This is a genomic window from Ruegeria sp. AB10 (assembly GCF_056542745.1).
On record NZ_JBQGAI010000001.1, the window covers coordinates 363,096 to 385,276 of the forward strand.

At 60.6% G+C, this 22,181-nt stretch carries 21 protein-coding genes; 14 read left to right on the forward strand and 7 right to left on the reverse strand.

Going from position 1 to position 22,181, the window contains the following annotated elements:
- The first annotated feature begins 61 nt into the window (after nucleotides 1-61).
- From ACR0NT_RS01825 to ACR0NT_RS01850, 6 genes are all read left to right on the forward strand, one after another.
- The gene (locus ACR0NT_RS01825; RefSeq protein ID WP_170671156.1) at nucleotides 62-1,369 is read left to right on the forward strand and encodes an HlyC/CorC family transporter; all 1,308 of its coding nucleotides are present in this window, start codon (nucleotides 62-64) and stop codon (nucleotides 1,367-1,369) included.
- An 85-nt stretch (nucleotides 1,370-1,454) separates the two neighbouring features.
- Complete coding sequence (locus tag ACR0NT_RS01830) at nucleotides 1,455-3,872, forward strand: GcvT family protein (RefSeq protein WP_170671154.1); 2,418 nt, start codon at nucleotides 1,455-1,457, stop codon at nucleotides 3,870-3,872.
- Nucleotides 3,873-3,903: 31 nt separating this feature from the next.
- Entirely contained in the window at nucleotides 3,904-4,503 is a 600-nt protein-coding gene (locus ACR0NT_RS01835) for a nucleotidyltransferase family protein (protein ID WP_170442162.1), read from the forward strand.
- Between the two features lie 753 nt (nucleotides 4,504-5,256).
- Nucleotides 5,257-6,693, forward strand: coding sequence for a Do family serine endopeptidase (locus ACR0NT_RS01840; RefSeq protein WP_170442159.1), 1,437 nt, complete (start codon nucleotides 5,257-5,259; stop codon nucleotides 6,691-6,693).
- A gap of 181 nt (nucleotides 6,694-6,874) precedes the next feature.
- Nucleotides 6,875-7,555: a response regulator transcription factor gene (locus ACR0NT_RS01845; protein ID WP_170671152.1), complete on the forward strand. Its 681-nt coding sequence runs from the start codon at nucleotides 6,875-6,877 to the stop codon at nucleotides 7,553-7,555.
- Nucleotides 7,548-8,918: a sensor histidine kinase gene (locus tag ACR0NT_RS01850; protein WP_170671150.1), complete on the forward strand. Its 1,371-nt coding sequence runs from the start codon at nucleotides 7,548-7,550 to the stop codon at nucleotides 8,916-8,918. The genes ACR0NT_RS01845 and ACR0NT_RS01850 overlap by 8 nt, the downstream gene beginning before the upstream one ends.
- Here the strand turns inward: ACR0NT_RS01850 and ACR0NT_RS01855 are convergent.
- The 4 genes from ACR0NT_RS01855 to ACR0NT_RS01870 are packed head-to-tail and all read right to left on the reverse strand — an operon-like array spanning nucleotide 8,915 to nucleotide 11,834.
- Nucleotides 8,915-9,382, reverse strand: a complete 468-nt coding sequence (locus ACR0NT_RS01855) for a CYTH domain-containing protein (RefSeq protein ID WP_170671148.1) — start codon at nucleotides 9,380-9,382, stop codon at nucleotides 8,915-8,917. The genes ACR0NT_RS01850 and ACR0NT_RS01855 overlap by 4 nt on opposite strands.
- Nucleotides 9,379-10,134 carry an AAA family ATPase gene (locus ACR0NT_RS01860; protein WP_170442148.1) on the reverse strand — a complete coding sequence of 252 codons (756 nt, stop codon included), beginning with the start codon at nucleotides 10,132-10,134 and terminating at the stop codon, nucleotides 9,379-9,381. The genes ACR0NT_RS01855 and ACR0NT_RS01860 overlap by 4 nt, the downstream gene beginning before the upstream one ends.
- A 3-nt stretch (nucleotides 10,135-10,137) precedes the next feature.
- On the reverse strand, nucleotides 10,138-11,649 hold the full coding sequence (locus ACR0NT_RS01865) for a CHAD domain-containing protein (protein WP_170671146.1): 1,512 nt from the start codon (nucleotides 11,647-11,649) through the stop codon (nucleotides 10,138-10,140).
- A complete protein-coding gene (locus ACR0NT_RS01870) occupies nucleotides 11,649-11,834 on the reverse strand; it encodes a hypothetical protein (RefSeq protein WP_170671144.1) in 186 nt (61 codons plus the stop codon). The genes ACR0NT_RS01865 and ACR0NT_RS01870 overlap by 1 nt, the downstream gene beginning before the upstream one ends.
- Nucleotides 11,835-11,954: 120 nt before the next feature.
- Between ACR0NT_RS01870 and ACR0NT_RS01875 the strand changes: the two genes are divergently transcribed.
- On the forward strand, nucleotides 11,955-12,302 hold the full coding sequence (locus tag ACR0NT_RS01875; protein ID WP_170442138.1) for a TfoX/Sxy family protein: 348 nt from the start codon (nucleotides 11,955-11,957) through the stop codon (nucleotides 12,300-12,302).
- Between the two features lie 53 nt (nucleotides 12,303-12,355).
- Here ACR0NT_RS01875 and ndk read toward each other — a convergent pair whose 3' ends face one another.
- Together ndk and ACR0NT_RS01885 are read right to left on the reverse strand one after the other, a co-directional pair.
- Nucleotides 12,356-12,778: a nucleoside-diphosphate kinase gene (gene ndk / locus ACR0NT_RS01880; protein ID WP_170442135.1), complete on the reverse strand. Its 423-nt coding sequence runs from the start codon at nucleotides 12,776-12,778 to the stop codon at nucleotides 12,356-12,358.
- Between the two features lie 102 nt (nucleotides 12,779-12,880).
- A complete protein-coding gene (locus tag ACR0NT_RS01885) occupies nucleotides 12,881-14,083 on the reverse strand; it encodes a multidrug effflux MFS transporter (RefSeq protein ID WP_170671142.1) in 1,203 nt (400 codons plus the stop codon).
- A gap of 105 nt (nucleotides 14,084-14,188) precedes the next feature.
- Between ACR0NT_RS01885 and ACR0NT_RS01890 the strand changes: the two genes are divergently transcribed.
- From ACR0NT_RS01890 to ACR0NT_RS01920, 7 genes are all read left to right on the forward strand, one after another.
- The gene (locus ACR0NT_RS01890; protein ID WP_170671140.1) at nucleotides 14,189-16,042 is read left to right on the forward strand and encodes an ABC-F family ATP-binding cassette domain-containing protein; all 1,854 of its coding nucleotides are present in this window, start codon (nucleotides 14,189-14,191) and stop codon (nucleotides 16,040-16,042) included.
- Nucleotides 16,039-16,662 carry a MarC family protein gene (locus ACR0NT_RS01895; RefSeq protein WP_170442126.1) on the forward strand — a complete coding sequence of 208 codons (624 nt, stop codon included), beginning with the start codon at nucleotides 16,039-16,041 and terminating at the stop codon, nucleotides 16,660-16,662. The genes ACR0NT_RS01890 and ACR0NT_RS01895 overlap by 4 nt, the downstream gene beginning before the upstream one ends.
- Nucleotides 16,663-16,703: 41 nt before the next feature.
- Complete coding sequence (locus tag ACR0NT_RS01900) at nucleotides 16,704-17,285, forward strand: TIGR02281 family clan AA aspartic protease (RefSeq protein ID WP_170442124.1); 582 nt, start codon at nucleotides 16,704-16,706, stop codon at nucleotides 17,283-17,285.
- A gap of 59 nt (nucleotides 17,286-17,344) precedes the next feature.
- Nucleotides 17,345-17,965, forward strand: a complete 621-nt coding sequence (locus ACR0NT_RS01905) for a hypothetical protein (RefSeq protein ID WP_170442121.1) — start codon at nucleotides 17,345-17,347, stop codon at nucleotides 17,963-17,965.
- Between the two features lie 64 nt (nucleotides 17,966-18,029).
- Nucleotides 18,030-19,244 (forward strand): MFS transporter, encoded by a 1,215-nt coding sequence (locus ACR0NT_RS01910; protein WP_170671138.1) that lies wholly within the window; start codon nucleotides 18,030-18,032, stop codon nucleotides 19,242-19,244.
- Nucleotides 19,241-19,837 carry a YceI family protein gene (locus ACR0NT_RS01915; RefSeq protein WP_170671136.1) on the forward strand — a complete coding sequence of 199 codons (597 nt, stop codon included), beginning with the start codon at nucleotides 19,241-19,243 and terminating at the stop codon, nucleotides 19,835-19,837. The genes ACR0NT_RS01910 and ACR0NT_RS01915 overlap by 4 nt, the downstream gene beginning before the upstream one ends.
- 70 nt (nucleotides 19,838-19,907) lie before the next feature.
- Nucleotides 19,908-21,128: an MFS transporter gene (locus ACR0NT_RS01920; protein ID WP_170442112.1), complete on the forward strand. Its 1,221-nt coding sequence runs from the start codon at nucleotides 19,908-19,910 to the stop codon at nucleotides 21,126-21,128.
- Nucleotides 21,129-21,139: 11 nt separating this feature from the next.
- Here ACR0NT_RS01920 and ACR0NT_RS01925 read toward each other — a convergent pair whose 3' ends face one another.
- On the reverse strand, nucleotides 21,140-22,075 hold the full coding sequence (locus ACR0NT_RS01925) for a hypothetical protein (RefSeq protein ID WP_170671134.1): 936 nt from the start codon (nucleotides 22,073-22,075) through the stop codon (nucleotides 21,140-21,142).
- Between the last annotated feature and the right edge of the window lie 106 nt (nucleotides 22,076-22,181).

Here is a 22,181-nt window from a genome sequence, read left to right on the forward strand (position 1 = left end):
CCTTGATCCGCGGGGGTCGCGCCCCCATAACGGATGCAGCAACACCAATAATCAAGGACCGATGGAACCCTCTTCTTCTCTGATCGACGGCGCATTCTGGTTTACCACAGGCGCTATTCTTCTTTTGCTTGTCCTGTCGGGCTTTTTCTCGGGTTCTGAAACGGCATTGACTGCCTCGTCGCGCGGCAAGTTGCGGGCGCAGGCCGACAAGGGCTCGCGCGGGGCGCAGAAGGCGCTGGATATCACCGATGACAATGAACGGCTGATCGGCTCGGTCCTGCTGGGCAACAACCTGGTGAACATCCTCGCCGCCTCGCTGGCGACGGCGCTGTTCACCCGTCTGTTCGGCGAAAGCGGCGTGGCGCTGGCGACGCTGGTGATGACCCTGCTGGTTCTGATCTTTGCCGAGGTTCTGCCCAAAACCTACGCCATCACCAACGCGGAAAAAGCAGCCGCCCTTGTGGCGCCGATCATCAGCGTTGTTGTCACCGTGTTCTCGCCCATGGTTGCGGCAGTGCGCCTGCTGGTACGCGGGGTTCTGCGCCTGTTCGGCGTGCAGATCGACCCCGACAGCAACATCCTTGCCGTACGCGAGGAAATCGCCGGTGCGCTGCATCTGGGTCACTCGGAAGGTGTGGTCGAAAAGGAAGACCGCGACCGTATTCTGGGTGCACTTGATCTGGGCGACCGCACGGTCGAAGAGATCATGCTGCACCGCTCGAACATTGAGATGATCGATGCCGACGACACACCCGAGGCCATTCTTCAGCAATGTCTGAAAAGCCCGCACACTCGCCTGCCCGTATTCCGGGATGAGCCCGAGAACATCGTGGGCGTTGTTCACGCCAAGGACCTGTTCCGCGCCATGTATGCCCATGCAGGCGCCAGCGAAGAGGAAAGCGACCGGCTGAAATCCTTCGACATCTCGAAGGTGGCGAACGACCCTTATTTCGTGCCCGAAACCACCACGCTGGACGATCAGATGCGAGAGTTCCTGCGGATGCACAGCCACTTTGCGCTGGTGGTGGACGAATATGGCTCTCTCCGCGGCCTGATCACGCTGGAGGATATCCTTGAGGAAATCGTTGGCGAAATCGCCGACGAGTTCGACATCGAGGAGGACGTCCCCGTGACCCGAACTGACGATGGCCAATTCCTTGTCGAGGGCGCGATGACCATCCGAGACGCCAACCGGGCGATGGACTGGTCTCTGCCTGATGACGAGGCCAACACAATCGCCGGGTTGGTCATACACGAGGCACAGATGATCCCCGTGACCGGTCAGGTATTCTCGTTCCACGGGTTCCGTTTCGAAGTCACTGCACGCGAAGGCAACCGGATTACCGAGCTGAAGATCCGCCCGCTCTGATCCGCGACAAGCGATGTCGTGAACGGAACAGCCTGCCGTGCCGCGCGCCTGCAGTCTTTGACCAAAACGCATGGGAGGCCACGACATGAAGACCACAACTCAGGTAGCCGTGATCGGGGGCGGTGTTGTCGGGTGTTCGGTACTCTATCACCTGACCAAGCTGGGTTGGTCCGATGTCATGCTGCTGGAACGGTCGGAACTGACCAGCGGGTCCACTTGGCACGCAGCCGGAGGGTTTCACACCCTGAACGGCGACACCAACATGGCTGCGCTGCAGGGCTATACCATCCGCCTCTATAAAGAGCTGGAAGAGATCACCGGCATGTCCTGTGGCCTGCATCACGTGGGCGGCGTGACTCTGGCTGACAATCAGGACCGGTTCGACATGCTGCTGGCCGAGCGCGCAAAGCACCGGTTCATGGGGTTGGAGACCGAGATTGTCGGGCCGGAGGAGATAAAGAAGATCGCTCCGATCACCAATACCGATGGGATCATCGGCGCGCTCTATGATCCGCTGGATGGGCACCTTGATCCGTCGGGCACCACCCACGCCTATGCTAGGGCGGCCCGGATGGGCGGGGCAACCATCGAAACCCATTGCATGGTGCGCGAAACAAACCAGCGCCCCGATGGCACCTGGGACGTGGTCACTGACAAGGGCACCGTTCACGCCGAACATGTGGTTAACGCGGGGGGGCTCTGGGCACGTGAGGTCGGTGTCATGGCGGGCGTCTATTTCCCGCTTCACCCGATGGAGCATCAATATCTGGTCACGGACTCGATCCCTCAGATCGAGGCAATCATCGACGCCGGTGGCGAGCACCCGCATGTGATGGACCCTGCCGGAGAAAGCTATCTGCGGCAGGAAGGGCGCGGTCTGTGTATCGGGTTTTACGAACAGCCCTGCAAGCCTTGGGCGGTGGATGGGACCCCGTGGGAGTTCGGTCACGAGCTGCTGCCCGACGATTACGACAAGATCACCGACAGCATCGAATTCGCCTATAAGCGCTTTCCCGTTCTGGCCGAGGCCGGAGTGAAATCGGTGATCCACGGGCCATTCACCTTTGCGCCAGACGGGAACCCTCTGGTCGGACCGGTGCCGGGGATGCGTAACTATTGGTCGGCCTGCGGTGTGATGGCCGGGTTCAGCCAAGGTGGCGGGGTCGGCCTGACGCTGGCGCAATGGATGATCGAAGGCGAACCCGAGCGCGACGTCTTTGCTATGGACGTGGCCCGGTTCGGTAACTGGATCAGCCCCGGCTACACCCGCCCCAAGGTGATCGAGAACTATCAGAAACGGTTCAGCGTCGCCTACCCGAATGAGGAACTGCCCGCCGCACGACCCAATCGCACGACCCCGATGTACGATATTTTCAGCGATCTGGGTGCAGTCTGGGGCCAACAATACGGGCTGGAAGTACCGAACTATTTCGCGCAAGGCGGCGAGCCGGATTGCGAAACACCATCGTTCCGCCGCTCGAACGCGTTCGACGCGACGGGCCGCGAGGTGCGCGCGGTTCGCGGCGGTGTCGGCATTAACGAGGTCCACAACTTCGGCAAATACCGCATTACCGGCCCCACGGCCCGTGCATGGCTGGACCGGATCATGGCCGGATGCATCCCGCAACCGGGGCGTCTCTCCCTGACACCGATGCTGTCGCCAAAGGGCAAGCTGATCGGAGACTTCACCGTTTCCTGCCTGAGTGAGACCGAATTCCAACTGACGGCATCCTACGGCGCGCAGGCGTTCCACATGCGTTGGTTCCTGCAACATCAGCAAGACGGCGTGACCGTCGAAAACGTCAGCGACCAGCTGAACGGGTTTCAGATCGCCGGGCCAAAGGCGGCTGACGTGCTGGCGGCTTGTACCCGCGACGACCTCTCGGACCTGCGGTTCCTCAACGTGCGGCGCATGACGGTTGGCATGACCGACTGCATCGTGCAGCGCGTCAGCTATACCGGCGATCTGGGGTATGAGATTTACTGCGATCCGATGGCGCAGAGACAGCTCTGGTGGGCGCTGTGGCGGGCCGGGCAGCCACACGGCATGGTGCCCTTCGGGATGCGCGCGATGATGAGCCTGCGTCTGGACAAGTTCTTTGGCTCGTGGATGCGGGAATTTTCACCCGATTACACCGCCGCCGAAACCGGGCTGGACCGGTTTATTGCATTTTCGAAACCCGCCGATTTCATTGGCCGGTCTGCCGCCGAACAGGAGCGTGCCCAAGGACCGACACGCAAACTTGTGGCCTTCGAGGTCGAAGCGGAGGACGCCGATGTCAACGCGTATGAGCCGATCTGGCTGGACGGCAGGGTCGTTGGCTTCTGCACATCGGGCGGGTATTCGCATTATGCCAACAAGTCCATAGCACTCGGGTTCCTGCCGATGGACCAGGCAACGGACGGCTTGGAAGTTGAGATCGAAATCCTGGGCCAACTGCGCAAAGCCAAGGTGATCTCGGAGCCTCTGTTTGACGCGGACGGGGCGCGTATGCGGGGATGACACCGCTGGGATAGGGCGGCATGGTGGCGACATGACGGACATACCCATTCTATTGCTGGCCGCCGGGCAATCCAGCCGCATGGGCGGCAAGGATAAGCTGCTGCAGGTCGTGGACGGCGTGCCATTGCTGCGGCGCGCAGCAATGATTGCACTGCGCGCGGCCCCCGTGATCGTTGCGTTGCCCCCGGCCCCGCACGCGCGGCATGACGTGCTGGACGGGTTGGACCTGCAACGGATCGATGTCCGGGATGCGCACGAAGGCATGAATGCCAGCCTGCGCGGGGCCCTCGCGCATGTATCAGCCGAGTCACACGCCGCAATGGTCTTGCTGGCGGATTTGCCCGAGATCACCTCCGAGGATCTGGCGGCTGTGCTTGGTTCGGTTCAATCCCACCCGGACAAATTGATCTGGCGTGGCGCAACCGCTGACGGCAAACCGGGCCACCCGGTCGTGTTTGATCGTAGATTGTTTGACCATCTCCGCCAACTGTCGGGCGACGAAGGCGCACAGTCCGTCGTCCGCGCCAATGCAGACAAAGTGCATCTGCGCAGCCTACCCGGTCAAAACGCTCTGCTGGATCTGGATACGCCTCAGGATTGGGCGAAGTGGCACGCAAAACGCGGCTCCTGAAAGTAACGCGGCCCGGTCGATATCGACCGGGCCGGTACCCAAAACAGGACTACCACTTTTCATCAATCCCGGAAACGCGGCCAACAATGCCTAATGACATCCTGGCTATTCCGCCGCCGAACCTAAACAAGACCCCCTCGTTAACATGCCGCTCAGCGTTTCCAGTGACTGTGACAAGCCTGAGGCACCCCCTAGTGCCATCGGCTCCCCCTCGCTTGGGCTCTTTCATCGTCACCGATCCGGTGCGATCAAACAACGTAAAATTGGAAAGAACGGTTAATTTTGCGTCTCTCAGAATGGTTTTTACGCAACATTTCCTTGGCGATAATCAACCTAAGGAAGAGTCGCGCATTTGATTAACGTTGCGTCATTCAGTATTAAGCGCAAACCTAATAAGGTATCTGATGATTTTGCCATCAATTGCTTCCATTATCTTCAGCCAAGTTCGAACATGACCACAACTCAGAGAAGATTGCTGAAAATCGAGAAAATTTGTCGGCTGCTTTGTTAACAAATTTGATTCAATTCAACCCTTTTTGCGACTTGGCGTCCGAACCGGCAACAATCCACCGATTCGCCCCTGATGATTCGCGCAAATCCTCCGATTCCATCCATCGGCATGCCGGCATAGAACCGTCCGTTTGTGGCAAAATTAAGATTTCTTAACATTTCGCTCAGGAAACACTCAGACTGAACGCGCATCTCCTGTTTCAACGCGCGGCCACAACCGCGTGACATAAACAGGAGACAAAAATGAGCATCCGCAAATCCTCTCTTCTTTTGCCCGGGACAGCCAGTTGGATTGGCGCTGGCGCACTGAGCGCCGCCATGCTGACAACCACTGCCCTGCCCTCGATGGCCGACGAAGCACTGGCCGATCTGGTGGAAAACGTTTCGCCTTCGGTCGTCACCATTATCGCGGAACAAGGCGCAGCGCCCGTTCCGGCGCAGGGTCAGGACCTCGACTTTGACCAGCACCCGTTTGGGGAATTCTTTAAACGCTTCGGCACGCCAGATGGGTTCAACGCCCCTCAGCGCGGGCCGGCACAGGGGCTGGGCTCTGGGTTTGTTCTGGATGAGGCCGGATACATCGTCACCAATCATCATGTCGTCGACAATGCCGAGTCCGTCACGGTGCGCATGTCCGACGACCGTAGCTATGACGCCGAAATCATCGGCACCGACCCTCTGACCGATATCGCGGTTCTTAAGATCGAAGCGGACGAGGCGCTGCAGGCCGTCAACCTGGGCGACAGCGACGTGATCCGCGTGGGCGAAGACGTCGTGGCCATCGGCAACCCGTTCGGGCTGCATTCCACCGTGACCACCGGGATCGTCTCGGCCAAAGGCCGCAATATCTCGGCTGGGCCCTACGCTGAATTCATTCAGACCGACGCAGCCATCAACAAGGGTAACTCGGGCGGTCCGCTGTTCAACATGGCAGGCGAAGTGGTTGGCGTGAACTCGGCCATCTATTCGCCCACCGGCGGCTCTGTGGGTCTGGGCTTTGCGGTGACATCGAACATCGTGGAGCATATTGCCGCCGACCTGCGCGATGACGGTCAGGTCAGCCGCGGCTGGCTGGGTGTATCCATCCAGAATGTCAGCCCCGAGATCGCCGCGGCCATGGGCATCGATGCCTCGCACGGCGCACTTGTTGCGGACGTCGTTGATGGCAGCCCTGCGGATGGTGTGCTGAAACAGGGTGACGTCATCCTGACCTTCAACGATGAGGCCGTCGACTCCAGCAGCGATCTGCCGATCCTTGTCGGCACTACCAAGGTGGGCACGGACAGCGTTATGACCGTTCTGCGCGATGGCGCGGAACAACAGATCGAATTGACCATCGGCCAGCATCAAAGCGCCTCGGCCGAGATCGACAAATCTGTGGACGAAACCGTCTCGGGCACCGCATTGGGCGTGACCGTCGCCCCGCTGACCGATAGCAACCGCGCCGATATGGGTGTGGGTGAAAATGTCGACGGCGTGATCGTCACTGACCTGAAGCCCGACAGCCCGGCGGCCAAGGCCGGACTGCAGCGCGGTGATGTGATCGTGAAGCTGGGCGGTCAGGAAACTGCGACTCCAGACGCGTTGAAAGCCGCGCTGGACAGCGAAAAGACCGATCCCGCGCTTGTGCTGATCAATCGCGGCGGAAACCAGATCTTCGTGGCGGTGGAAATCGCCTGATCTGACACCAGCGCGCGCCACGTGATGGGGAATCTGGCGGGCGCCTCCCTGGCGGGTTTGAATTGTCCGCAAACCGCCGGGGCTGCCGGGTGCGTATCCCCGCACCCGGCAGATTATTTAGCAAAACCATGTGCTTTGCCCGAAAACTGTGTTTAAATCCTGGTAGAAAGGAACTCGGATCATGAGCCGTCGCCTGCTGATCGTCGAAGATGATGAAGACACCCGGGACTTCATCGCCAAGGGATTTGGCGAGGAAGGGTATGTTGTCGAAGCAACCGAAGACGGCCGCGAGGGCCTGTACCATGCCACCGACGGAGGGTTTGACGCCGTGGTTCTGGATCGGATGCTGCCGGGGCTGGACGGGCTGTCCTTGATCAAGTCGATGCGCGCGGCGGGTGTGAAAACGCCGGTTCTGATGCTGACCGCGATGAGCGCCGTGGACGAGCGTGTCAAAGGGCTGCGTGCCGGAGCGGATGACTATCTGGTCAAACCGTTTTCGTTCCAGGAACTGCACGCCCGGATCGAGGCCCTTCTGCGCCGCCCGCAAGAGGCCGAGGAAAGCCCGACCCTGGCCTGCCGTGACCTTGAGATGGACCTGCTGACCCGCAAGGTCACCCGCAACGGGCGTGAGATCACCCTAACCCCGCGCGAGTTCCAAATCCTTGAGTTCTTCCTGCGCCGCAAGAACCGCGTGGTGTCGCGCACCATGCTGCTGGAAGGGGTTTGGGATTATCATTTCGACCCGAACACCAATGTGGTCGATGTCCATATTTCCAAGCTGCGGCGGCAATTGGACGAAGGTGGTGAACCGCCGATGATCGAAACCGTCCGGGGCGCGGGCTACATGATCTCTGATGGATAACCTGCGACTTTCCTTCAACAATTCGCGCACACGCCTTGTATTGGCCAGCATGGTTCTCAGCACCTTGCTGACGGCCACCGTGTTGGCTTTGGTCTATGTCACCGCCAACCGCAGCATCGAGGGCGAGACCCGTTCGGTCGTGTCGGCGGAACTGACCGGGCTGGCGGACGAATATGAACGCCGCGGCCTGATCGGGCTGCTGACTGCAATTGAACGGCGTATTCCAACGGCCTCGGAACGGGATGCACTGTATCTGCTGACGGACCGGTTCGGCGCCAAACTGGCGGGCAACCTCAAACAATGGCCCGAAGGGATCACCGCAGGCAGCGGCTGGGTCGATCTTGAGCTGCGCCGCGCCGACAATGACCAATTGGTGCCCATCTCAGCCGCCTCGATCCGCCTGCCCGGTGGCGAACGGCTGCTGGTCGGCCGCGATGCGTTGGCACGGCAGCAGTTCGACCGGGTGCTGCTGCGGTCGGTCGGCATCGCGCTGGCGATTGCACTGGCGCTGAGCGTGCTGACTGGCTGGCTATTCACCCGTCTGGTCTTTTCCCGCCTGTCCGACATCGCCAGCACCGCCGAAAACATCGTCTCGGGTGATTTGTCCCGCCGAATGCCTCTGCGCGGCACGGGCGATGAGTTCGATCAGGTGGCCGGTACGCTTAACACGATGTTGGACAGGATCGAAGAGTTGGTCAGCAACCTGCGCACCACTTCGAATTCCATCGCGCATGACCTGCGCTCCCCCCTGTCGCGGCTGAAACAGCGGGTCGAGGCTCTGTCTGATCCCGGCAAAACAGATCAGGAGCGTGAGATCGACGTTGCACGGGCCAGCGCCGAGATCGACCACGTGCTGCGCGTGCTGGGGCAGTTGACCGAAATCTCACGTGCCGAGGCCGGTGTGGGCCGGGAACAGTTCGAACCGGTGGACCTGCAGCAACTGGTGGCGGATGTGGCTGAGCTATACGACCCCGTCGCCGACGATCAGGGCATCCGGCTTGAGGTCACCGGCAGCGCGGGCTCTATTCCCGGGCACCGGCCGTTGTTGTCGCAGGCGCTGTCCAACCTGCTGGAAAACGCAATGCGGTATGCCCCGCAAGATACAACAGTCACGGTCAACCTGTCCGAGGATGGCCCCTTTACCAGCCTCAGCGTCCGCGACCGAGGCCCCGGCGTGCCACAAGAGGACCTGCCGCGTCTGCAGATGCCGTTTGTCACGCTCGACCCAGCCCGGACCGAGCGCAACGCCGGGCTGGGGCTGGCCTTGGTTGCCGCAATATCCCGAATGCACGGCGGCGCGTTTGAGGCGCATAACTGCGATCCGGGGCTTGAGGTGGTGATCAAGCTGGCACACAAGCCCTAAGCCGGGATACCTTTGGTCGCCATCGTCTTGTTTTTATAGCGTTTATCTGCTGTCACGTCGGCGCCGAACCATTCGGGCGGGGCATAGGCTTCGGCCTCGGCTTCGGTCTGAAACTCGACCTCAACCAGACGCAACGGTGCCAGATCGCCCTGAAACACGTCCAGTTCGAACACCCGGCCATCCGGCAACTGCCCGGTAAAGCGTTCCTTTTCCACCCGGCGCCCGTCCGTCTCGGGCCAGAAGGTGTTGAATTGTTCGGCCGAGATTTCAGCCTCGCGCTCAACCCGCACCAAGACGCCGCTACCTTTCAGGGTCAGGAAGTACCTGTCGTTTTTCTGACGCAGACGCAATTCGGTAGAGTCGTCAGGCGCCGTCAGATAACCCTGACGCACAACTGCCTTTTCCGTGCCGCTCAGGTCCGGCAGGTCCGCGACCAGAAACTTGCGTTCAATCTCGGTGCTCATTTTGTTGAAATCACTCCGTTTTCCAGTTCATCGAACAGCGCCTGATAGGCAGCAGTTGCGGCACTGCGCCCGGCAAAGATGCTGACCGGAGCGCGGTTCTGGCCCATGCGTTCGATATCCGCAGCAAAGGGAATCTCAGACTGCAGGAACCGCTTTTTATACGCCTTGCGCATCTTCTCCATCGTTTCCAGATGCAGGATTTTGCGCCGCTGCACCATCGAAAAGAACGCCTTGAGCTTTTTCTTGGGTAAGTTGTGATCGTCAAAAAAACGCACCAATTGCTCAAGCGTCCGCTCCGACAAGGTCGTCGGGATAACAGGCACCAGGATCTGGTCGGCGGCCTTGAAAATATTCTCGGACAGGGTCGAGAAATTCGGCGGGCAATCCAGAATGATCACGTCATAATCACTGCCTGCGGTGGCCAAGGCCTTTTTCAACCGCGACCGTTTGTTCCGCATCCGCGAGAGGAACACGTCGAAATCGCGAAAGGTCAGGTTAGCGGGCAGCACGTCCAGCCCGTCAAAATCACTGGCCCGGATCGACTTGGTGAACCGCGCAACGTCTTCAAAGAAACGAGCATCCGTCAGTTTTTTCGACGGTTTCACCCGGAAATAGAACCCCGACGCCCCCTGCGGATCGAGATCGCACAGCAACACCGTGTACCCCGCTTGCGCATAGGCATAGGCCAGGTTCACCGAGGTCGCGGTTTTCCCCACTCCGCCCTTGTTGCTGTAGCAGGCAATGATCTTCACTCCTCAATCCTCCTTGTGGTGAAACAGGGTTCGGAACAGGTTCTGGATGTCCGGGCTGTCGAAATGTTGGAAACTGGCGATCACGCGGTCGCGTTCGGCCTTTTGGCGCTGGTCAAGCACGGCGATCAGCCCGCCGACAGACATGGCAAGCTGGGCGTTTGCCCGGCCTTGCGCGTTGCTTTGGGTCGCCACAAAGTCCAGCAGCGCCTCTTGCTGGACCGAGTAGTCGTTGAACAAGCCCAGACTATCCTGAAGCTTTTTCAATGGCTTGATGAGCGTCTTGAAATCACCCTTGTCGAACAGAGGGCCGAAAAACTCCATCAGATAGCGCAGCTTCTTGCAGTCGATCCGCAGGTCATGCACGACCTGATCCGGCGTTTCCGAGGTGATGCCGCGCGCCAGTTTACAGACTTTGCGGTACCGTTTCCAGATCAGCGCGCAGGCATAGCCGTAGGCGCCGCGATCCCCATTTGGACCGGGTTCCAACCCTTTCGCATCAGCGAACAAAGCCGCCAAGTCATCCATCTTCTTGCCGTAAGCCGCGCTGTGAAAACGCCGGGACAACGCGGTCAGCGCGCGGGTGCGTTCCTTGGCGAATTGGGCGAACATGGCCTCAGCACCCTGATGAAGATTACGCGGTATCAAGCTGAAATAAATATCTTTTTCCAGAAGATAAACATCCAGATCCCGCACCCGCCCAGTCGGGGCCATCAGGTCCGAGAATTCGCGTTTCAGCACTTTGGTCTGTTCAGGGGAAAACACGCCTTTGAACAGGCTCAGCACTGATCGGACCCTGCGCAACGAGACGCGGTAGTCGTGCAGGAACTCGGTATCGATATCGGCGATCACGCCTGCCTCGTTCTGGCGCGCGACGGCCAGATAGGTGCGAATGATATCCGCCGCCACTTCGATCGAGGGTTCTTGCTTGCCCAGAATGACCTCGGGCTTGGCGTCATAGGGCGTGGCACCGGGAAACAGGTTGGAAAACACCGCCTCAAATCCAGAAGCCGCCATGCCGCCTAGCGCCGCGCAAACGGCGTGATAAGCGCGGTCATAGCCACGCATCGGCTGAACGGTCAGAAGGGTCGCCTGCCCCTCATCGGTGGACAACGTCACGACACTGCCCCGAACCTGCGTCTTTTGCAGGTCATCCAGCATCGCAAAACTGCCGGTTTCGATCAGGCCCGAGCCGACGCTCATCAAAGCGCGCAGTTTGGGAAACCCCTTCACCGCGGCTTTCACAGGGCCGGCCGGCAGATCCTGAACAAATTTCCCTTTACCGGTGCAGGCCTGAGCCAAAGCTTCGCCATCGCCCTGAAGCAGCTGCACCCCACCATTGACCTCAATCAGCAGCCGTTCTTCTGCCCGAAGAGACTGATCATAACAGTCCAAAAGGTCGAAAGGCCGCGCGGCGGTCAGCGTCGCGAACTCGGGCGTCAGTCCGTTGAGCGCGCCAGAAAGTTCAACCCGATCCAACCTGCCCGGAATGATGAAAAACCCGCTTGCCTGCCCCATCACGAACGCCCCTTTTTCGGCGCTTCATGGCAGTCCGTCATCAGCGGTATAAGGATATTCCTGACGCTGGCTCCTTTTACGATTGCCCGGATATAGAGGGCCTTCAACGTCTTGCCGTCCAGCCTTTCCGAGGTGTTCTTTTCGCTCGAGTCGGGCTTTTCCCCGGTTTCCTTGTTTTTGGACATGGGCAACCTCATGACGGGCATGACGTCATGAAATCGCAGGGCAACTCATCTGGCAAGCCCGATGTTGCACGAACCCCGCATCAGGTCGACATCACTGCAACCCAGGGCTAGAAGTTGAGCATGTCCGATCCCGTCTCATCGATCCGCAACCTAGGCCCCGCTTTCGAACAGGCCTGCGCCCGCGCCGGAATCCACTCGGCACAGCAGTTGCGTGAATTGGGTCCGGACGAGGCATATGCCCGCGTGGTGCGTGCCGGGACCCGGCCGCATTTCATCGGCTATTATGTGCTGGTGATGGGATTGCAGGGACGTCCGTGGAACGACTGTAAGGGCGATGAGAAAAAAGCCCTGCGTCAGCGGTTTGACGCGATCAAGGCCAGTGTCGGCGCCGCGCCTGAAACTCAGATGATCTCGGATCTGGACGCGGTCGGCGTGCGGGTGTCGGCGGACGACCTCAAGCCGGTATGAAATAGGCCGCACCCGTTTCCGGGAGCGGCCCTGAAATCCGATCTGGTGGCGGATTAGCCGACCAGTTCGATGCCCGAGAAGAAGTAGGCGATCTCGACAGCTGCGGTTTCCGGAGCGTCCGAACCGTGGACCGAGTTTTCACCAACCGATTCAGCGAACTCGGCGCGGATGGTGCCGGGTGCTGCGTCTGCGGGGTTGGTTGCGCCCATCACTTCGCGGTTCTTTGCAATGGCGCCTTCGCCTTCCAGAACCTGAACAACGACCGGAGCCGACGACATGAATTCGCACAGTTCGTCATAGAACGGACGCTCGGCGTGCACTTCGTAGAACTTGCCTGCCTGCGCTTTGGTCATGTGGATGCGCTTTTGCGCAACGATGCGCAGGCCGGCTTCTTCGAACTTGGCGTTGATCTTACCAGTCAGGTTGCGGCGGGTTGCATCGGGTTTGATGATCGAGAATGTGCGTTCCAGTGCCATGTCGGCCTCTCCTTAACATAAGGCGCGGTGTCGCGCCGAAATCCATCGCGCGCCGCGTAGCACGGTCTGTCTCATATGAAAAGCACTATGATGCGCGCGGGCTCAGATCGTTTCCGGCAATGGGTCTTGCTGATCAACCCAGCGCACATACAGCACCGCCAGCAGCCCGGCGAAACTGCATGCCCACATCATCCCCAATACCAAATACGGGCCATTTTCGGGGCTGACCCAAAGCCCGGTCAGCGAGGTCAGAACCGCGCCCAAGGCCACGATCATCGCGCCGGACAGTCCGGCGGCACTACCCGCCAGTTTGGGGCGGACGGACATCAACCCTGCGGTTGCGTTGGCATTGGTCAGGCCGTTGCCAAAGCCAACAAAGATGGCCGATCCGAAAAACACCCAGACCGACCCCAGATCACCAAGAAACAAAAGCAAACCGCCCAGCGGCCCCGTCGATGCAATGATGCGCCCGATCAGAATCATGGTGGTCAACCGCGTGCGCGCCGCGATCCGGCCGGTGATGAAGTTGCCGACCATGAAGCCGCCCGTGATGATGCCGATCCCAAGCCCCAGCATCGCGGGGCTCAGATCAAACCAAGCCGCAGCCACCAAGGGGGCGCCGGTGATAAAGCTGAAGAACCCTCCGATCGAAAAGGCCGCGCACAGAGCATAACCCCAAAACCGCCGTGCGCGGAGCAGGTGTGGGTACTCCCTCAACTGTGCGGCAAAGGTTGAAGACCGGTTGGTGTTTGTTTCCCCCATATCGGCCCAGAGCAACAACAACAGCCCTGCCCCCAATACGGAGTACAGAACAAACCCGGCGCGCCAGCCGAACAGGCCGTCGAGCGCACCGCCCAGCATCGGTCCCAACATCGGGGCAAGCGCCATCGCCATCGCCACGTAACCCAGCTTGCTGGCGGCCTCGTTTGATGAATACATGTCTCGGATGGCGGCGCTGGACAGAACCGGTCCGGCCACCACAGCGGCCTGCAGCAGGCGAAAGCCCAGAAACACCCAAATCGACTCGGCCAGTACGCAGCCGACCGACGCGGCGACGAACATCGCCATACAGATCAGAAGAACAGGTCTGCGGCCAAACCGGTCGGACAGCGGCCCCATGATCAGTTGCAGTGCGGCAGACACTGCAAGGTATCCCGCCACAGACAGGTTCGCCAACGCGTAGTCGACCTGAAAATCGTCCGCCATCCGGGCAAGCGAAGGCAGGAACATGTTCAGCGTCAGCACGGACAAAGCCGTGGCGAACACAAGTGTGACCAGAGATGGGGGCGAAGAAGCCGCGCGCATGATGAAAGCCGTCGAAAACCAATCGAACCAGCGCTAACACACCGGCCGCAAATTGAACATGCCAACCCGCTGGCGGCGTCTGGGATGCTCTGTTATGAGCGGCCCATGCTACGGATCGAAGACATCACCTATGCGGTCGAGGGCCGCCCCCTGTTTGACGGCGCCAGCGCCACCATTCCCGACGGACACAAGGTTGGTCTTGTAGGGCGCAACGGCACCGGCAAGACCACTCTGTTCCGTTTGATCCGGGGTGAACTGGCACTGGAATCGGGCAATATCGTGTTGCCGAAACGCGCGCGCATCGGGGGCGTGGCGCAAGAGGTGCCCTCCTCTGATGTCTCACTGATCGACACCGTTCTGGCCGCCGACACCGAGCGCAGCGCCCTGATGGCCGAGGCCGATAGCACCCAGGACCCTACCCGAATTGCCGAGATCCAGACCCGTCTTGCCGATATCGACGCATGGTCAGCTGAGGCGCGGGCAGCCTCGATCCTCAAGGGGCTTGGGTTTGATGACGAGGACCAGCTGCGCCCCTGTTCCGATTTCTCCGGCGGTTGGCGGATGCGCGTGGCGCTGGCGGCGGTGCTGTTTTCCCAGCCCGACCTGTTGCTGCTGGACGAACCGACCAACTACCTGGACCTCGAAGGCGCGCTGTGGTTGGAAAGCTATCTGGCCAAGTATCCACATACAGTCATCATCATCAGCCACGACCGCGGGTTGCTGAACCGTGCGGTAGGGTCGATCCTGCATCTGGAAGACCGCAAGCTGACCTATTACGCGGTCCCCTACGACAAGTTTGCCGAACGCCGCGCGGAACGACTGGCACAGGCGGAATCGGAAAATGCCAAGGCCAAGGCCCGCATTGCCCACCTGCAGAGTTTTGTGGACCGGTTCCGTTACAAGGCCTCCAAGGCAGTGCAGGCCCAATCACGCCTGAAGATGATCGAACGCATCCAGTTGGTTTCGACCCCGCAAGAGGCCGCGCTCCGCGCCTTCTCTTTCCCCGAGCCCGAAGAACTGTCCCCTCCGATCATCCAGATCGAAGGAGGCGTGACGGGTTATGGTGAGACCGAGGTTTTGCGCCGACTGAACCTGCGCATTGATCAGGACGACCGTATCGCTTTGCTGGGCAAGAACGGTCAGGGCAAATCGACCCTGTCAAAGCTGCTGTCCGACCGCCTGCCCCTGATGGCTGGCAAGATGACCCGCAGCAACAAGCTGCGTATCGGCTATTTCGCGCAGCATCAGGTGGATGAACTGCATGTGGACGAGACGCCCCTGGACCACCTGCGCCGCCTGCGCCCGGATGAGGCGCCGGGCAAGTGGCGCTCGCGTCTGGCCGGGTTCGGGCTGAACGCGGATCAGGCGGAAACGCTGGTCGGGCGCCTGTCCGGTGGCCAGAAAGCACGCCTGTCGCTGCTGATCGCCACCATCGATGCACCGCATATGCTGATCCTTGATGAGCCGACCAACCACCTGGATATCGAAAGCCGCGAGGCACTGGTCGAGGCACTGACCGCCTATTCCGGCGCGGTGGTTCTGGTCAGCCACGACATGCACCTGCTGTCATTGGTCGCGGACCGGCTGTGGCTGGTCTCGGACAGCACGGTCAAACCGTTTGACGGCGATCTCGAGGCCTATCGAGCCATGCTGCTGGCCCGTGAAAAACCGGTCAAAGAGAAACCGCAGGCATCCAAACCAAAACGCCCCTCGCGCGAGGCGATGCTGGCCCTGCGCGCCGACCTGCGCAAATGCGAAGACCGGATCGAAAAGCTGACGGACATGCACGACAAGCTCTCGGCCAAACTGGCGGACCCGGCGCTTTACGAGGACGACAAGATCAGCGATCTGGAAACCTGGAACCGCAAATTCACCGAGGTCGTCGAGGCCATGCAAAAAGCCGAGGCCCTTTGGGTCGCCGCCGCCGAACGTCTTGAAAACGCAGAGAACGCAGCGTGATGGATCTAGCCTTTTTCATTACCGCCTTCACCACCTTGTTCGTGGTGATCGACCCGTTCGGCACCGCCCCGATCTTCGTGGCGCTGACGCAGGACATGGATTCCCGCGCGCGCCGCAAGGTGGCATTGCGCACCTGCGCCGTGGCTTCGGGAATCCTGATCGCCTTTGCGGCCTTTGGCGAGGCCGTGCTCGGCTTTGTCGGTATCTCGATGGAGGCATTCAAAGTCGCCGGCGGAGCGCTGCTGTTTCTGACCGCACTCGACATGCTGTTCGAACGTCGCACCAAACGCCGCGAAGACCGGGTCGAAGAGGAAGAAGAACACCCGGACCCGTCTGTGTTCCCTCTGGCAATTCCGCTGGTGGCCGGGCCGGGTTCGATTGCGACGATCATCCTGCTGGCCGGTCAACACCCGGGCATTCTTGGCATTGCCGAGGCCATTTTTGTGATGCTGGCGGTGATGGCCGTGGTTCTGATCTTCTTCCTGTCCGGTGGCCTGATTGCGCGCATTCTGGGCAAGACTGGCTTGAACGTGCTGACGCGGCTATTGGGTATGCTTCTGGCCGCGCTTTCCGTTCAGTTCATTTTGGATGGCCTCAAAGCCTTTGGCTTTGCTTCGTAAATCCCCATATACCTTAAAGTGAATTCGGTAAGGGTAATGGTATGGACGGCGACAACATTGGACGGATGGTTTATCTGGTCGTGCTTGGCACGGCTGTTGTTGCATGGTTTATCTCGCAAAACCGCCAATCCCTGAACAAAACTCTGCAACAGGCCATGGCCTGGGTGTTCATCTTCATTGGCGCCATCGCGGCTGTCGGCCTGTGGGGAGACATCCGCTCGACCATGGGTCCCGTCCCGCAGATGACCGTCACCGGCGAGACCATCGAAGTTCCCCGCGCCTATGACGGCCACTACTACCTGTCCGTTCTGGTGAACGGAGAGCCGATCACCTTCCTCGTCGATACCGGTGCCAGCCAGATTGTGTTCAGCGAACAGGATGCCCGGCGTATTGGGGTCGACCCCGACCAGCTGAATTACCTCGGTCGCGCGTCGACCGCGAACGGAGAGGTCCGCACCGCACCTATCCGGCTGGACACTCTTGAGCTGGGCCCGATCACCGACCGCGGCGTTGCAGCCTGGGTCAACGAAGGCGATTTGCGTCAGTCTTTGCTGGGCATGGACTACCTGCACCGGTTCTCGAGCATCCAGTTTACAGACGGCCGCCTGATCCTGTCTCGATAAAGGGTTCGCAACGGCATTCCCGCATTGAGAACAAAGTGAGAACATGCTAGGCTGGCCGCATGTCTACAAACCTTCTTGGCCGCAAACCCGCACGTAAGGTGCCGGGGCTGGCCCTGCATCCGCAGATCACCCTGCAACTGGGCCGCCTGCACGAGGCCTGCGGCCCTGCCCGGCGCAGCTTTGCCATGTGGCTGGCGGGTCAGGCACAAGGGCCGGTGCTGTGGATTTCGCCCGCGTGGGAGCCCGGCCAGTTGAACCCCGACGGGATGATGCCCTTTGCCGATCCGGCCCGCTTCCTGTTCGTCCGCCCCACCCGCGCCGAGGATCTGCTGTGGTGCATGGAAGAGGCGCTGCGTAGCGGCGCGATTCCACTGATCATCGGCGACCTGCCCGGCGCACCCGGCCTGACGCCGGTGCGGCGGATGCATCTGGCCGCCGAACAGGGCGGCGCGCTGGGGCGGGCTCCGCTGGGATTGTTGCTGACGCCCGGCGATGGCGGCGCGCAAGGGGTTGAGACCCGCTGGCACATGGCCGCGACCCATCAGGCAGAGGTCCGCCGCTGGACCCTGACCCGCCGCCGCGCCCGCGCCCTGCCCCCGATCAGTTGGCAGGCAACCCAAACCAAACCGCGCGCCGGGCTGAACCTGCAACGGACCGAGGTGGAAGATGTTTTGGTGTGACACCTCACGCCGATCACAAAACATGTGACTGGCCAAAGCCCCGCCCCGGCCCTAGCGTTTCCGAATGAGCCACCCGATCCATGACAGCCGCTATTCCTGGCTTCGCCTTCTGATCACGCTCGCCATCGCTACGGTGGCGAATGTGGGCATGTGGGCGGTGATCGTAGTAATGCCCGCGGTTGAGGCTCAGTTCGGGGCCGGACGGGCCGAGGCTTCTCTGCCCTATGTGCTGGCGATGATCGGCTTTGCGCTGGGGAACATGTGGCTGGGGCAGATGGTCGACCGGCTGGGCGTAACCAAAGCGCTGATCGGCGCCGCCATGCTGAGCGCGGTCAGCTACCTGCTGGCAACATGGGCGCCAAACATTCTGCTGCTGTCGGTGGCGCATCTGTTGCTGGGGCTGGGGACGTCCATCGGGTTCGGGCCGCTGATCGCCGATATCTCACATTGGTTCATGCGGCGGCGCGGGATTGCAGTGGCGCTGGTGGCCAGCGGGAATTACCTGTCCGGGGCGATCTGGCCCACCCTCTTGTCCGGCATTCTGGCCCGCGATGGGTGGCAGCAGGTCTATCTGACGCTGGCCGTGATAACCTTGGTGGTCGTCATTCCCCTGTCCCTTCTTCTGCGCCGTCAGGTCCCGGTCGAGGCGCACAGCACCGCCGCCGCCAGTGCTCAGATCAACGCCCGCAGCGTCGGCATATCACCGCGCGCCCTGCAATACATTCTAGGCCTGGCCGGGATCGGCTGCTGCGTGGCCATGTCGATGCCGCAGGTTCATATCGTGTCTTATTGCGTTGGTCTGGGATACGGCCCGGCGGTCGGCGCCGAGATGTTGTCGCTGATGCTGCTGGGCGGGGTGGTCAGCCGAGTGATTTCGGGCCTTGTGGCCGACAAGCTGGGCGGGGTGATGACCCTGCTGATCGGTTCGGTCCTGCAATGTATCGCCCTGTTCCTGTTCCTCCCCTATGACGGGATGGTCTCGCTTTATGTCATCAGCCTGCTGTTCGGACTGGCACAGGGCGGGATCGTGCCCAGCTATGCGCTGGTGGTCCGCGAATACATGCCCCCGCAAGAGGCCGGCGCCCGCGTGGGCTTTGTCATGATGATGACCATCATGGGTATGGCCTTGGGCGGCTGGATGTCCGGCTGGATTTACGATGTGACCGGCAATTACCAACTGGCCTTCATCAACGGCATCCTCTGGAACGGCCTGAACATTGCCATCCTGCTGGTGTTGCTGAGCCGTTCGCGCCCCCGCAGGCAGGAGGCCGCAGCATGACACACCTGACCCGGCGCACGCTTCTGGCCGGGTTGGCCGCCCTGCCCCTGACCCGCCCGGCCCATGCGGACCTAAGCCCTTACGTGCTGGTACCCAAGGGCACATCCGTTGACTTTACCTTCGACCTGTCGGGCCTTGCCCAATCCGGCACTATGCCGATCCAGTCCGCGGATATCCGGATCGATCTGAGCAATCTGACCAACAGCCGCGTCAGCGTCACCCTGAACGCCGCCGAAGCTCGCACCAGATTGCCGTTTGCCCGAAACGCGATGCTGAGCGCTGGTGTTCTGGATGTCGCGCGATTTCCAACCATTCATTTCGTATCGACCGGGGTGCAGCTGGGTGAAGGCGGGCGGATCTCGCGCGGGGCGAAAATCACCGGCGATCTGACCCTGCGCGACGTCACGAAACCGATTGCTCTGCAAGCCGACCTCTTCCGCCCCTCCGGCAGCGCCTCGGACAATTTGGACATGCTGTCCATCCGCCTGACCGGCGCGCTGAACCGTCACGATTTCGGCGCCTCGGGATTTGCTGATCTGGTGCAGGATACCGTCAGGCTGGACATCCGAGCAGAAATCAAACGGGCCGAATAGCCAAAAAACGACGCCACGGCGTCGATAAGGCGCGCGCATTACCGGCATATTGGGTAAAGCTAAGCCCATCATGCGCACGATCATTTCCTTTGCCGCCCTTTTTCTTTCCGTCATTCTACTGCAGCTTTCCACCGGCGGCGTTGGACCGCTGGATGCCATTTCAGGCTTTACACTGGAATTCACGACCGAGCAGATCGGTCTGTTGGGATCATCGCATTTCCTTGGCTTTTTCATCGGCTGCTGGTGGGCCCCACGGTTGATGGGGAATGTTGGCCACTCGCGGGCCTTTGCCGTCTGTACAGCCCTGGGGGCGATGGGGCTGATCGGTCACACGCTGACCGACAACCCCTATCTATGGGCCCTTTTGCGGATCGCGTCGGGCACATGCGTTGCCGGCAGCTATACCGTGATCGAGGCCTGGCTGAACGCCAAAGTCACCAACGAAAACCGCGGGCGGGCCATGGGGACATATCGGTTCGTAGATATGGGGGCATCACTGGGGGCGCAGTTGATCATCGCAGTGCTGCCGCCCGCCTCGTACGTGTCCTACAACCTGTTGGCAATCCTATGTTGCGCCTCGTTATTGCCGCTGACACTGACCCGTGCCAGCCAACCCAAAACCCCAAACGCGCCGAGGCTGCGCCCCCGGCTGGCATGGCAGTGTTCACCCCTGGCCGTGGCCGGGGTGATTGTCGCGGCGCTCAGTTCCGCGTCTTTTCGAATGGTCGGGCCGGTCTACGGGCAAGAGGTCGGTCTGGGCGTGGATCAGATCGCGTTCTTCCTGGCATCATTTGTTCTGGGTGGTGCCTTGGCGCAATACCCGCTGGGGTGGCTGGCCGACAAATATGACCGGCGCTGGGTGCTGATCTGGCTTTCTGCAGCCGCAGTGCTGAGCTGTGGTGTGACCATGGCCGCCAGCGGTGCGGGTACGCTGGGCGTGATGCTGGCTGCCGGGCTCTTTGGACTGACGACCTTTCCGATCTTTTCCCTGTCGTCGGCGCACGCAAATGACTTTGCCACCACCGAACAGCGCGTCGAACTGTCGGCAGCACTGATGTTCTGGTACGCACTGGGGGCAATCGCCTCGCCTTATGTGTCCTCTACGTTGATCCAGCAATTTGGTCCGGGCGCCCTGTTTGCCTTTGTGGCCGTCGGGCATCTGGGGCTGATCGTATTCGGTGTGGCCCGAATGCGCTCGCGCCCAACGCCGGACGAGCGGACCAACTACGTCTATGCGCCACGCACCTCGTTCACCATTGGGCGGCTGCTGAAACGATCGCGCGAGGAATAGAGACCCAAAGACTATTCTGGCGGCGGAGAGGACGGGATCATTTCATCAAGGAGTGCGCCCGCTTCATAACCCAGAAGGTCAACTTCCATACGCCCCGCATCTCCGAACGCCCAAGCGCCAACAAGACGTTGCATCCTCTCATAACCGACGAAATCGGCCATCGCCTTGTTGCCATGCGCATTTTCGGCAAACATGACCTGACCTGCCGCGACTTTCTGCGGCATCACGCGCTCCAGATACAGTTCGACGACATTGACCCCGGTCACATTGGACCCGCCGTGGTGAACGACATACATTTCGTCCCACACCTCTTCGCTGACTGCTGCACGCGCGCCAGATACGGCCTTGTGTAACGCGGCAAGCTCGGCCCGCGCCGCGTGGCGCATGTTGGCCGCCCAGATGGGGCGCATGTCATTGATCGCGTTTGAGACGTCCTGCCGCGTAAGGGTCCCGCGCTGCACCGCCGTACTGGTAAAGCTTCGCGCGGCCTCAAGCATCTGTCTTTGCCGGGCAATCTGCTCTTTAGGCAGATCGAGCTTCTCTAACCACGGCAAAAGCGTATCGATTTCCTGTGCGATGGATGCAAAATCCTTTTTCCATCTTGCACCATCAGCATCTTCTTGGGGCCACGGTGTAACGGCGCCGATGATCCCCAGAAGAACATGGGATGTGGATTTGAAAATCAGATAGTTTGGCGCGTCCCTTGGAAACGACACCTGACCATCCTCGGACAGGACCGTCACATCCCGAGCGATCACCATGACCGGGCGTGTTTGCAAAGTCAGTGCGTCCTGCCCCCGGTGAAAAATCGAAAGCATCGCTTTGTCAAAGCTGCCAATCGCATCCATGGCGTCGCCCTGATCTGCCTGAAGGCGCGGCGTCAGGACCATGGTCAGACAGAAAATTGCGGACACCTGCATCAGGCGATGAACCAAGAATAGCTTCATTTTATCCCCCCTCAAAAATATGCACTCCCATCATACACGCTCAGGGACCATCACGCGAAGATCACGTCGGCCCTACACTTATCCGTCGTTTCGGGCGTTTACCGGC

Excerpts from the sequence above, each read along its gene's own strand:
- ACR0NT_RS01875 (WP_170442138.1), top strand. The coding sequence starts at position 11,955 with ATGTCCGATCCCGTCTCATCGATCCGCAACCTAGGCCCCGCTTTCGAA.
- ACR0NT_RS01910 (WP_170671138.1), top strand. The coding sequence starts at position 18,030 with ATGAGCCACCCGATCCATGACAGCCGCTATTCCTGGCTTCGCCTTCTG.
- ACR0NT_RS01865 (WP_170671146.1), bottom strand. The coding sequence starts at position 11,649 with ATGGGGCAGGCAAGCGGGTTTTTCATCATTCCGGGCAGGTTGGATCGG.
- ACR0NT_RS01840 (WP_170442159.1), top strand. The coding sequence starts at position 5,257 with ATGAGCATCCGCAAATCCTCTCTTCTTTTGCCCGGGACAGCCAGTTGG.
- ACR0NT_RS01925 (WP_170671134.1), bottom strand. The coding sequence starts at position 22,075 with ATGAAGCTATTCTTGGTTCATCGCCTGATGCAGGTGTCCGCAATTTTC.
- ACR0NT_RS01835 (WP_170442162.1), top strand. The coding sequence starts at position 3,904 with ATGACGGACATACCCATTCTATTGCTGGCCGCCGGGCAATCCAGCCGC.
- ACR0NT_RS01850 (WP_170671150.1), top strand. The coding sequence starts at position 7,548 with ATGGATAACCTGCGACTTTCCTTCAACAATTCGCGCACACGCCTTGTA.
- ACR0NT_RS01905 (WP_170442121.1), top strand. The coding sequence starts at position 17,345 with ATGTCTACAAACCTTCTTGGCCGCAAACCCGCACGTAAGGTGCCGGGG.
- ACR0NT_RS01890 (WP_170671140.1), top strand. The coding sequence starts at position 14,189 with ATGCTACGGATCGAAGACATCACCTATGCGGTCGAGGGCCGCCCCCTG.
- ACR0NT_RS01855 (WP_170671148.1), bottom strand. The coding sequence starts at position 9,382 with ATGAGCACCGAGATTGAACGCAAGTTTCTGGTCGCGGACCTGCCGGAC.
- ACR0NT_RS01900 (WP_170442124.1), top strand. The coding sequence starts at position 16,704 with ATGGACGGCGACAACATTGGACGGATGGTTTATCTGGTCGTGCTTGGC.
- ACR0NT_RS01885 (WP_170671142.1), bottom strand. The coding sequence starts at position 14,083 with ATGCGCGCGGCTTCTTCGCCCCCATCTCTGGTCACACTTGTGTTCGCC.
- ACR0NT_RS01870 (WP_170671144.1), bottom strand. The coding sequence starts at position 11,834 with ATGTCCAAAAACAAGGAAACCGGGGAAAAGCCCGACTCGAGCGAAAAG.
- ACR0NT_RS01825 (WP_170671156.1), top strand. The coding sequence starts at position 62 with ATGGAACCCTCTTCTTCTCTGATCGACGGCGCATTCTGGTTTACCACA.
- ACR0NT_RS01845 (WP_170671152.1), top strand. The coding sequence starts at position 6,875 with ATGAGCCGTCGCCTGCTGATCGTCGAAGATGATGAAGACACCCGGGAC.
- ACR0NT_RS01830 (WP_170671154.1), top strand. The coding sequence starts at position 1,455 with ATGAAGACCACAACTCAGGTAGCCGTGATCGGGGGCGGTGTTGTCGGG.
- ACR0NT_RS01920 (WP_170442112.1), top strand. The coding sequence starts at position 19,908 with ATGCGCACGATCATTTCCTTTGCCGCCCTTTTTCTTTCCGTCATTCTA.
- ACR0NT_RS01915 (WP_170671136.1), top strand. The coding sequence starts at position 19,241 with ATGACACACCTGACCCGGCGCACGCTTCTGGCCGGGTTGGCCGCCCTG.
- ndk (WP_170442135.1), bottom strand. The coding sequence starts at position 12,778 with ATGGCACTGGAACGCACATTCTCGATCATCAAACCCGATGCAACCCGC.